The organism is Kluyvera sp. 1366 (genome assembly GCF_054823405.1).
Genome location: NZ_JBTRDW010000001.1, coordinates 692,701 through 704,344, shown reverse-complemented (window position 1 = coordinate 704,344; position 11,644 = coordinate 692,701). Strand labels below are relative to the sequence as shown.

General features: G+C 55.8%; 5 protein-coding genes. 3 read left to right on the top strand and 2 right to left on the bottom strand.

The features are described 5' to 3' along the window. Nucleotides 1-96 precede the first annotated feature (96 nt). Together ACVLVH_RS03195 and ACVLVH_RS03190 are read left to right on the top strand one after the other, a co-directional pair. Nucleotides 97-2,784, top strand: a complete 2,688-nt coding sequence (locus ACVLVH_RS03195) for a cation-transporting P-type ATPase (RefSeq protein WP_110867122.1) — start codon at nucleotides 97-99, stop codon at nucleotides 2,782-2,784. Nucleotides 2,785-2,909: 125 nt separating this feature from the next. Continuing rightward, entirely contained in the window at nucleotides 2,910-3,950 is a 1,041-nt protein-coding gene (locus ACVLVH_RS03190) for an AI-2E family transporter (protein ID WP_277975206.1), read from the top strand. 336 nt (nucleotides 3,951-4,286) lie between these two features. Here the strand turns inward: ACVLVH_RS03190 and ACVLVH_RS03185 are convergent, their stop codons facing one another. Further along, nucleotides 4,287-7,331: an efflux RND transporter permease subunit gene (locus ACVLVH_RS03185; RefSeq protein ID WP_498948711.1), complete on the bottom strand. Its 3,045-nt coding sequence runs from the start codon at nucleotides 7,329-7,331 to the stop codon at nucleotides 4,287-4,289. After that, nucleotides 7,331-8,419 carry an efflux RND transporter periplasmic adaptor subunit gene (locus ACVLVH_RS03180; protein WP_192414551.1) on the bottom strand — a complete coding sequence of 363 codons (1,089 nt, stop codon included), beginning with the start codon at nucleotides 8,417-8,419 and terminating at the stop codon, nucleotides 7,331-7,333. Before ACVLVH_RS03180 ends, ACVLVH_RS03185 begins: the two co-directional genes overlap by 1 nt. Nucleotides 8,420-8,925: 506 nt before the next feature. On the opposite strand from ACVLVH_RS03180, the gene ACVLVH_RS03175 reads away from it, so the two are divergent. Continuing rightward, on the top strand, nucleotides 8,926-11,625 hold the full coding sequence (locus ACVLVH_RS03175) for a cation-transporting P-type ATPase (protein ID WP_309837866.1): 2,700 nt from the start codon (nucleotides 8,926-8,928) through the stop codon (nucleotides 11,623-11,625). The last annotated feature ends 19 nt before the right edge of the window (nucleotides 11,626-11,644 follow it).

Genomic DNA, 11,644 nt, shown 5'->3' with positions numbered 1-11,644 from the left:
CGGATAAGTCAGGTCTGATCTTTTCGTTCAATGGCGACTTGTTAAATACGGGATATCACCGCCTTGATTTCCGAAACAGGATTTGAGGAGAAAGCGATGAATACTGCTAAACCGGAAAGTACCTATTATCAACTTTCTGTCGATGAAACGCTGGCCAGTACGCAAAGTTCCACCGAGGGAATCAGTAGTGCTGAAGCGGCGGCGCGCCTAACACAGTACGGGGAAAATGCCCTGCCACAGAAACCCGGCAAGCCGGTTTGGCTGCGATTTCTCGCTCACTTCAACGATGTGCTGATCTACGTTTTACTGGCCGCCGCGTTGCTGACTGCCGTCATGGGACACTGGGTTGATACGCTGGTGATTCTCGGCGTGGCGGTGGTGAATGCCCTGATTGGCCACATTCAGGAGAGCAACGCGGAAAAATCCCTGCAAAGTATCCGCAATATGCTCTCCAGCGAAACGGTGGTGATCCGTGCGGGTAATCACGAGACGCTGCCCACCACCGCGTTGGTGCCAGGTGATGTGGTGGTGATCCGCGCCGGCGACCGCATCCCGGCGGATCTGCGCGTTATTGAGGCTCATAACCTGCGCGTTGAAGAAGCGATTCTGACGGGCGAATCCACAGTGGTTGAGAAGGGCACGGACGCGCTCATCGGCGAGCTGCCGCTGGGCGATCGTACCAATCTGCTGTTCTCCGGCACCACCGTCAGTTCGGGCGGCGGCAAAGGGCTGGTGGTCGCTACCGGTGGCGCCACGGAACTTGGGCACATCAATCAGATGATGTCCGATATCGAAAAGCACCGCACGCCGCTGCTGGTGCAGATGGATAAACTTGGTAAAGCCATTTTCCTGATCATCCTGGCGATGATGGCCGCGCTGTTTGTCTTTAGTTTGCTGTTCCGCGATATGCCGGTTTCAGAGCTGATGCTGTCTCTGATTAGCCTTGCGGTGGCATCGGTTCCCGAAGGATTACCGGCGATTATCTCGATCATTCTGTCGCTTGGCGTGCAAACCATGGCGAAGCAGCAGGCGATCATCCGCAAGCTGCCTACCGTGGAAACGCTGGGCGCGATGACGGTGATCTGCTCAGATAAAACCGGCACGCTGACCATGAATGAAATGACGGTGAAAGCGATTATCACCGCCGATCAGATTTACCGCGTTGATGGCGTGAGCTATGAACCGGTGGGCGCCATCCATAAAGCCGATGACGCTGTGCCGGTGAAAGTGGCGCAAGGCTCGATCCTCGAGCGCTATCTGCGCACCATCGATCTGTGTAACGACAGCCAGCTGATTAAAGACGAAAACGGACTGTGGAAAATCACCGGCGGCCCGACGGAAGGCGCGCTTAAAGTGCTGGCCGCCAAAGGACATCTGCCTTCAGTCACCACCGAACTGCGCAATAAAATCCCCTTTGATTCGCAATACAAATATATGTCGACGCACTATCTGATTGGCGATGAAGAGTGCGTGCTGTTGACCGGCGCGCCGGACGTGCTGTTCAGACATTGTCAGCAGCAGCAAACAGAGGCCGGATTGCAGCCGATCGATCTGCCGTGGTGGGAAGCCAAAATTGAGGAGTATGCGCGCGAAGGATTACGCATGGTGGCGGCGGCCTGGAAACCGGCCACGCCAGGACAAACTGAGCTGACGCATCAGGATTTGCATCAGGGCATGATTTTGCTCGGCATCGCCGGGATGATGGATCCACCGCGACCGGAAGCCATAACCGCGATTGGCGACTGCCTGCAAGCCGGCATTCGCGTCAAAATGATCACCGGCGACCATCCGCAAACTGCGATGAGTATTGGGCAGATGCTGGGAATCGGTAACGCCAGCACCGCCATCACCGGACGCGAGCTGGAAGTGATGGATGACCAACAATTGAGTGAGGCGGCGCAGGCGTACGACATCTTTGCCCGTACCAGCCCGGAAGATAAATTCCGTCTGGTGCAGGCGCTGCAAAGCAAAAAAGAGGTGGTCGGGATGACCGGCGATGGCGTTAACGATGCGCCCGCGCTGAAGCAGGCGGATGTCGGTATCGCCATGGGGATTAAAGGCACCGAAGTAACTAAAGAAGCTGCCGATATGGTGCTGACGGACGATAACTTCGCCACCATCGCCAGCGCGGTGCGGGAAGGGCGCCGTGTCTATGACAACCTGAAAAAGACCATTTTGTTCATCATGCCGACCAACCTGGCGCAGGGCTTGCTGATCATCATTGCCTTGCTGGCCGGTAACCTCATTCCGCTGACCCCGGTGCTGATTCTGTGGATGAACATGGCGACTTCCGCCACGCTCTCCTTCGGCCTGGCGTTTGAAGCGGGTGAGCAAAATATCATGCGTCGTCCGCCGCGCGATCCCAAGCTGCATGTGATGGATGGTTTCGCCATCTGGCGCGTGATTTTTGTCGGTTCGATGATCGCCATAAGCGCCTTCGTTCTGGAAGCCTGGCTACAACCGCGCGGCTATTCACCGGAATTTATTCGTACCGTGTTATTACAAACGCTGGTAACGGCGCAGTGGTTTTATATGCTGAACTGTCGTGTTTCCGACGGCTTCTCATTGAGCAAAGGTTTGCTGATGAATAAAGGCATCTGGATCGTCAGCGGCGTGCTGTTAGTTCTGCAATTGCTGATTATCTACGCGCCCTTTATGCAGCTGCTGTTTGGTACCACCGCGCTACCGTTACGTTACTGGATTATTACCTTGATCATTGGCTTCGTGATGTTTTTAATTGTCGAAATCGAAAAGCCATTAACGCGGAGATTCAGAATCAATTAATAGCGCGTGACATTCAGGCCGTTTCTCTTACGGCCTGAATGTTTTTCGTCACTTGACCTCAAACAAGGCCCAGCGCACAGGTTTTTCTCTATAATACATTTTGTATAGGATGAAGGATCTTAATAATGGGACTGAACGAGTTTCCTTTATGGTCAAGGCTTTTGCGCGTACTGATAATTCTCGCCACGTTGACCATAATTCTCACCGGTATCTATCTGGCATCGGCATTAATTAATCAGGTGATGCTGTCATTGTTTCTGGCGATTATGCTCGATCCGTTAATCAGTCGGCTCGAAAGAAAACGCGTGCCGCGTCTGCTGTCATCGCTGCTGGTGATTGTGCTGCTATTATTGGTGATTGTGTTCACCATCATCAAACTCACCGTATTAACCCCCGATTTAATCCAGCTGAGCCGTCAGGCACCGCAGTTACTGGCCGAACGCTTCGAGCCGGTGACGCAGACGTTTAGTCATTTGGGCCTGGTTTTAACGCCTAACGACATGCTGGCGTTTGTTGATGCGGGTGCGGTGGTGCGCTTTGTCACGGGTTTTCTCACGCAAATACCCAGCATTCTTTCCTGGTGGCTGATGGTATTTCTGATGCTGTTTTTCATGCTGTATGAAATGAGAAATTTAAAAATCCTGCTACGTAAACAGGCCGAAGGGAAATATCAGCGCTATTACGTGGCGCTTGAAGAGGGTGTGCAAAGCGTTATCGTTTATGCTCAGGTTAAAACCCTGACCAGTATTGTCGGCGGCATTATTGTCTGGGCGGGCGCACATCTTCTTGGCTTGAAGTTCGCCTTTTTCTGGGGTGTGTTGATGTTTGTCTTCAACTATATTCCGGTGCTGGGTTCATTTATGGCGGCCATTCCGCCAGTGCTGCAAAGTTATATGCTGTACGATATCCAAACCGCATTGGTGGTCGCGCTGTTCTTTGTGGCGTTAAATTTAATCCTGAGTTCAGTCATTGAGCCGTTGTTATTGGGCAAACGATTGAATATGGCACTTACCACACAACTGCTGGCGTTTCTTATCTGGCAATCCTTGTTGGGCATCATCGGTGCGATTCTGGCAATTCCGCTGACGTTTATGTTGAAAAAAATATTACTGGCGAGCGCTGGGAATGAAAAGCAGGGAGAGCATTTAACAAACCTGTCGCCATAAATGGCGATTCGCTTATTATTTTCTCAATGGTGAGTGCGCAGGCCGGCCGGGGCTTCAGTGCGTGTGGTTGAAAACGGCTACATTGTGAGAGGCGCTGGCGCGTCTGCTGCGGCGAAAGGGCTATCCGCAGCGCTGAGGCTTTTACGTTGGGCCAGGAGCCTCACGCATGGATGCGTGAGGCAGTTCGGGGCCGGGCAGGACGGCCGATCCCCGAACGGTCCGTCGGCACAACGTGGAAGCCGAAGGCACCGCGCTAGCGGCGCGAGGACGGCCCGTGACGCAGCAGATGCGTCAGAGCCCACACGGATAATACGGACACAAGGCAAAATTTCACGCTCAAGACTTTCTACCCCGATAAAAGGTTTGATACAGCACCGGCAACACCAGCAGCGTTAGCACCGTGGCGAATCCCAAACCGAAAATGATCACCACCGCCATGCTCTGGAAAAACACATCGCGCAGCAGCGGTAGCAGGCCGAGCACGGTGGTAAAGGCGGTGAGCAGAATCGGGCGCAGGCGCGACGTTGCGGCATCGAGAATCGCTTGCTGTAACGGCTGATGCCGCGCCAGCCGGTGCGTTTCCTCAACCAGCACGATACCGTTACGAATTAACATGCCTGACAAACTCAGCAAACCAATCAACGCCATAAAGCCAAACGGAATGCCGGTGAGCAGGAAGCCGCAGGTGACGCCAATCAGCGCCAGCGGCACGGTAATCCAGATCGCCAGCGCATCGCGCAGCGAGTTAAACATCAGCACGGTAATCACAAACATCGCGAGGAAACCTAACGGCAGCGAGCCAAGCAGGCCGCTTTGGGCATCGCGCGAACTCTCCAACTCGCCACCCCATTCCAGATGATAGCCGGCGGGCAACTTCAGCTGATCGATGGCCGGCTGCACGCGCGCCACAATCTCTGCGGCGGTGCGGCCGCTGGCGGGATCGGGATCGGTTTGCACCGTCAAGACGCGCATGCGGTCGCGGCGCATTATCAGCGGATCTTCCCATTCCAGCTGGAAATCGCTCACCAGATTGGCCAGCGGCACATAACGCTGCTGCGCCTGACTCCACACCTGAATATTGCCAAGATGGTCGATATTCTGCCGCTCCAGCTCGGAAGTCTGCAGCATGATCGGCATCAGCCGCGAGCCTTCGCGCAGCAAACCGACGCTATCACCGGTGAAGTTGATACGCAGCGCGCGGTCGATATCGCGCTTGTCCACGCCCAGCTCCTGACCGCGCAGCGGTGAATACTGCGGACGAATCACTTTACTGCGCGCCTGCCAGTCATGACGCGGCGGAAACGCGCTGCCTTCGGCGAGGAAAATGTCGTCAATCTGGCTGGCAATCTGCCGCAGCGTAATGGGATCGGGGCCGGTAATCCGCAGCGCAATGGCGCTGTCGCTGGCACTGCCGAAATTGATGCGTTTGATGCGCTCTGTCACTTGTGGGAAGTGCTCGCCGATGTGCTGCTCGGTGTGCTGCGCCAGCATTTCTAGCTGCCTGGCGTCCTGCACGCGCACCATGATCTGCGCATAATTGCTGTACTGACGCGTTGCATCGTAAGTCAGCGTAAAGCGCATCGCGCCCTGACCAATGGTTGTCACGGTACTGCTGACGCCCGGCTGCTGGTTGATCCAGCCTTCAATCTCGCGCGCGGTTTGTGCGGTGTAATGGATGTCGGTGCCATACGGCAGCCACAGATCGGTGAAGAAAATCGGCGTATTGGAGGCGGGGAAGAAGTTCTGCTTCACGTAGCCGAAGCCATAGATCGAGGCGGCCAGGCACGCGGCCATCAGCACTAAAGTAGTGATGCGGAAGCGCAGCAGCATGGTGAGCACGCGGCGATACAGGCGAAACACCACGCCCTGATACGGCTGCGCGCGCTCTTTGCTGATTGCCTGGCGACCATCCATCCACTGCACGAACACCGGCGTCAGCGTCAGCGCGGTGATCCAGCTGAGCAGCAGAGAAATCAGCAGCACCTGGAACAGCGATTTACAGTATTCGCCGGTGGAATCCTGCGATAAACCAATTGGCGCGAAGGCGATGATGGCGATCACCGTGGCGCCGAGCAGCGGCAGCGCGCTGCGTTTCACCATCTGCATCATCGCCTGTTGCAACGGCTTGCCGCGCTGGCGATCGACCTTGATGCCTTCAACCACCACGATGGCGTTATCCACCAGCATGCTGAGGGAGATAATCAGCGCACCCAGCGACACGCGCTGCAGCTCAAGCTTAAACAGATACATGATCAGCAGCGTGCCCAGCACATTGAGCGCCAGCGAGGCGGCGATCACCATGCCGCTGCGGACGCCCATAAACAGCAGCAGCGTGCCCACCACAATCGCCAGCGCCATCAGAAAGTTATTGATGAAACCATCCACCGACTGCTTCACTTCCTGCGCCTGGTTATAAAACACGTTCAGATCGATGCCGAGCGGTTTGGCCTGCTGATGCTGCTGAATTTTGGCGCTTAACGCATCGCCGACATCAATCACGTTGACGCCAGGCGCAAAGGAGACGCCCATCGCCAGCGCGGCGTTGCCGTTGGCGTGATAGAGATTGCCCGGCCGTTCGGTAACGCCATAGCTGAGCGTGGCGATATCGCGCAGCAACACTTGCTGGCTGCTGCCGGGCGCAGAGATTGGCAGCGCACCGATCTCATCCAGTGAGTGAAACTCGCCGGTCGGATGGAAACGAATCGCTTCATTGCCGAGGCGAATCTGGCCCGCATCGGAGACGGCATTGACGCTGTTGAGCAAAGCGGCCACGCGCTGTGGCGTCACGCCCAGCACCGCCATCTTCTGGCTGGAGAGCGTGATATTCACCTGCTCCTGCTCAATACCGGCAATCGCCACTTTCGCCACGCCGGGCACCAGATTCAGCTCACGCCGCAATTGATCGGCGTAGGTGCGCAGCTCGCTGTTGGTGAAGTTCTCGCCGGAAAGGGTAAAGAAGTAGCCGTAGACATCACCAAAGTCGTCATTCACTAGCGGCGCGCTGACGCCGGGTGGAAACTGGCGCGTGGCATCGTCAACGCGGCGACGCAATTCATCCCACACCTGTGGCAAGTCGTCGGCGCGATAGTGGCTATGAATCGTAACGGTGATCTGCGACAAACCGTTGCTGGAGATCGAACTGACGTTGTCGAGCGATGGCAAGCGCTGCAAGGCGTTCTCCAGCGGCAGCGTGACTTCCTCTTCCACCTGCTGGGCCGACGCGCCGGGATAGTGCGTCACAATCACCGCCGATTTAATGGTGAAAAGCGGATCTTCCAGACGGCCAATGTTGAGCAGCGCAAAAATGCCGCCCACGCCCAGCAGCAGGATCACCAGCCAACTGCGAATCGGGTAGTTGAGAAACGGTTCCAGCAGGCGCATCACAGACCTCGCTCGCGTGTCCACAGGCGCACCGCCTGACCATCACGCAAATCGCTGACGCCCGCGACCACAATGCGATCGCCCACTTGCAGGCCGGAGAGAATTTCGATGCCCTGCGCATTGAGTTTTCCCACCACCACCGGCTGCTGCTGAACGTTAAGCACATCACCTTCACCGCTGATCAGCCACACGTAAGGCTGATTCGGCAGGCTGTGATCCGGGTTAAATACCGCATTGGCCGGCACGCGCAGTAGCGGCGTGCCGTCGGAAGTGGGCAGGTTATGCATCTGCACTTTCACCGTGCCGCTCAGTCCGCTGACCTGCGGTAAATCCGTCGGACGCGGCATCGTCAGCACTACTTGCCAGGTTAGCGTGGCAGCATCAGCTTCTGCGCGATGCTCTTTATATGCCGCGCGAAACGTGCGGCCCGGCAGCGCATTCAGACTGATCTCTGGCTGATAACTCACGTTTTGCACGTCAAGGCTGGTGAACAGGTTTTCCGGCACGCTGAAAATCACATCCAGTACATCGTTGCGGCTGATCACCGCCACCGTTTGTCCGGCGGTAACCACCTGATGATTTTGTGAGGCCACGCTGGTGACGATGCCGTCAAACGGTGCGCGCAAGGTGTGATAATCCAGCTCCTCTTTGGCGATGTTGAGCGCCACAGCGGCGGAGTCGCGGTTCGCCTTTTGCACATCCATGTCTGCCTGCGAAACCGCACTGCGCGTGGCCAGCGCACTGAAGCGCTGATACTGACGATCCGCCAGCTGGAATCTGTTCTGCTGATCGTTGACGCGCAGCTGCGCATCGGTATCAATTAGTCGGCCAATCACCTCGCCAGCCTTAACATGGCTGCCTTCACGCACCTGCAACTGCGCCAGCCGCCCGGTACGCTTAAAGGCTAGTTCGGTGTAATCCCCCGCCGAAATACGCGCTGGAAATACCCTGACTTTCTCTGTGGTATTTTCCGTCAGCGTTAGCGCTTTAATTACGCGCGGTGCGCTGATTTCATCACCGCTTTTATTGTCACAACCGATCAAAACCAAACAAATTACAAGTGCACCCAGCACTGGCCAATTATTCATGCCCCTGCCTCAATAAGAAAGAAAGGGCGGGAATATGCCATTTCCTGAAAGAGAGAATAATGACCCTCCGCAAAGTAAGGGTCATTAGGTGGAAACAATTATGTGCGTTTAAGGTTGGTTTAATTTAGCGATGTCTGGCGAAATCAATTATGCCACCATGCGCGAAACTACATGATAAGAGAGTAAGCCGATGGCGGTAGCTGATGATACTGCGATGATAATAAAGGAAATTATCATCGGTATTGTCAGGTTGTGTAATTTATTCATAATAATTCCCCCTATGATTAATATATTTCTCGATGAAACTAAAATTAATATGCGTCATTTGCCTTTCTATTTGCGTTTAAATAATAACATTACGCAATCAGTGCTATCACTATTAGCATCACACTTCTGAATCGGTAAAAACATGACCACGGTCAGTATGCTTCGGGAAAATATAATTAAAATGTGGTTTTTATTTTCGCACGCTTTTTTATTTTCAATTCAATGTCACGGGGTTAATTATGACCGTTATTCCTATTCAGCCAAAACGTCCGGAAGCATCCGCGCGTCCCTATTATCAGCAGGATAACGCCGCCGTATTTAAAGCCATCAACAGCTCACCCGCGGGGTTGAGCAGCACCGACGCACAGCAACGACTGGACGCCGACGGGCCGAACGTGCTGCCGCAAAAGGCGGAAAAATCACTGCTGATGCGTTTTCTGGCGCATTTCAAAGATGTACTGATCTACATCCTGCTGGCTGCGGCGGTGATCACCGCGGTGATGGGCCATTGGGTGGATACCTTTGTGATTCTCGGCGTGGCGGTGATCAACGCCCTGATCGGCTTCATTCAGGAAAGCAACGCCGAAAAGTCGCTGAAAAGCATCCAGAACATGATGTCGAGCGATGCCATGGTGCTGCGCGACGGCCAGCAGATCACCGTCGCTACGCAGCATCTGGTGGTCGGCGATGTGGTAATGCTGCGCCCAGGCGATAAGATCCCGGCGGATTTGCGGCTGTTCGAGGTGCACAATCTGCGCGTCGAAGAGGCGATTCTGACCGGCGAATCCACGGTGGTATCAAAGAACACCGTGGCACTTGAGGGTGAAAAAGGGCTCGGCGATCGCCTGAATCTGGCCTATTCCGGCACCACCGTCAGTTCAGGTACCGCGCTGGGCGTGGTGATCGCCACCGGCGGCGACACCGAGCTGGGCCACATCAATGCGATGATCTCCTCGATTGAAGAGGCGAAAACCCCGCTGCTGGTGCAGATCGACAAGCTCGGAAAAGCCATCTTCGGCATCATCATGTTGATGATGGCGGCGCTGTTTGTGTTTGGTTATCTGCTGCGCGACATCGCGGTGACGGAGCTGCTGCTGTCGGTGATCAGCCTCGCGGTAGCGGCGGTGCCGGAAGGTTTACCGGCGATTATTTCGATCATTCTGTCGCTTGGCGTGCAGTCGATGGCACGCAATCACGCCATCATTCGCAAGCTGCCGACGGTCGAAACGCTCGGTGCCATGACGGTGATCTGCTCGGATAAAACCGGCACGCTGACCATGAACGAGATGACGGTGAAAGCGGTGGTGCTGGCGAACAGCCAATGGCGCATCAGCGGTAACAGCTATGAGCCTAAAGGTGAATTTACCCTTGAAGCGGGTCAGCAGAGCGATGCGCTGATGCAGGGCTTCCTGCAGGTGGTGGATATCTGTAACGAAAGCCAGCTGCGTCAGGATGCCAACGGCAACTGGGGCATTGTGGGTGGCCCAACCGAAGGGGCGCTGAAAGTGCTGGCCGCCAAGGCGGGCATTCACAATGACAAGGTGCAGATCCTGAGCAAGCTGCCGTTTGACTCGGCCTACAAATACATGGCGGTGAGCTGCCTGATTGATGGCAAACCGTGCCTGCTAATGACCGGCGCGCCCGATGTGTTGCTGTCGCTGTGTCAGCAGCAGCAGGGTGCTACCGATGCGGAAGTGATTGATCGCGAATATTGGGAAGCGGCGATCACCACCTACGCCAGCGAAGGGTTGCGCACGGTTGCCGCCGCGTGGCGTTGGCTGCCGGAAGCGCAGCACCACATCGAGCATGAGGATTTACGCAACGGCATGAAGATGCTGGGCCTGGCGTGCATGATGGATCCGCCGCGTCCGGAAGCCATCACCGCGATTCGCGACTGCCAGCAGGCAGGGATTCGCGTGAAGATGATCACCGGCGATCACCCGGAAACCGCGATGGCGATTGGCCAGATGCTGGGCATTGGTAACAGCGATTCTGCCATCACCGGTTACCAGCTAGAGCACATGGATGATGCCGAGTTGGGCGTGGCGGCGCGTGAATACGACATCTTTGCCCGTACCAGCCCCGAGCATAAGCTGCGTCTGGTGAAAGCGCTGGAGAGCAGCGGTGAAATCGTCGGCATGACCGGTGATGGCGTCAATGATGCGCCCGCGCTGAAGCAGGCCAACGTCGGCATCGCGATGGGCATCAAAGGCACCGAAGTGACCAAAGAGGCGGCGGATATGATCCTCGCCGACGACAACTTCGCCACCATCGCGGCGGCCGTGAAAGAGGGCCGACGCGTCTACGATAACCTGAAGAAAACCATTCTGTTTATCATGCCGACTAACCTCGCGCAGGGATTGCTGATCATCATTGCGATTCTGATGGGCAACCTGCTGCCGCTAACGCCGGTGCAGATTCTGTGGATGAACATGGCGACCTCAGCAACGCTGTCGTTTGGTCTGGCATTTGAACCGGCAGAGCGCAACATCATGCGCCGCCCGCCACGTAACGCACGCAGCCCGGTGATGGACGCTTACGCCATCTGGCGCGTCATCTTCGTCGGCCTGCTGATTTCGATTAGCGCCTTTGTGCTGGAAGCCTGGCTCCAGCCGCGCGGCTACACGCCGGAGTTCATCCGCACCGTGCTGCTGCAGATGCTGGTCACCGCGCAGTGGGTTTACATGCTGAACTGCCGTAACAGCAACGGATTCTCGCTGGATGCCGGTTTGCTGAAAAACCGTGGCATCTGGCTGGTCACCGTGGTGCTTATCGCGCTGCAGGCGATGATTATCTATGTTCCATTGATGAATACGCTGTTTGGCACCGCGCCATTGCCGTTCAAATACTGGCTAATTTCGCTGGCGGTGAGCGCCGGGATCTTTGTGCTGGTGGAGATAGAGAAGCGCCTGACACGCGGCTGGCGCCTGGCCCGTTAACGTAAGTTGGCTGGCGCAA

Coding starts and splice junctions, on each gene's coding strand:
- ACVLVH_RS03180 (WP_192414551.1), bottom strand. CDS start 8,419: ATGAATAATTGGCCAGTGCTGGGTGCACTTGTAATTTGTTTGGTTTTG.
- ACVLVH_RS03185 (WP_498948711.1), bottom strand. CDS start 7,331: ATGCGCCTGCTGGAACCGTTTCTCAACTACCCGATTCGCAGTTGGCTG.
- ACVLVH_RS03175 (WP_309837866.1), top strand. CDS start 8,926: ATGACCGTTATTCCTATTCAGCCAAAACGTCCGGAAGCATCCGCGCGT.
- ACVLVH_RS03195 (WP_110867122.1), top strand. CDS start 97: ATGAATACTGCTAAACCGGAAAGTACCTATTATCAACTTTCTGTCGAT.
- ACVLVH_RS03190 (WP_277975206.1), top strand. CDS start 2,910: ATGGGACTGAACGAGTTTCCTTTATGGTCAAGGCTTTTGCGCGTACTG.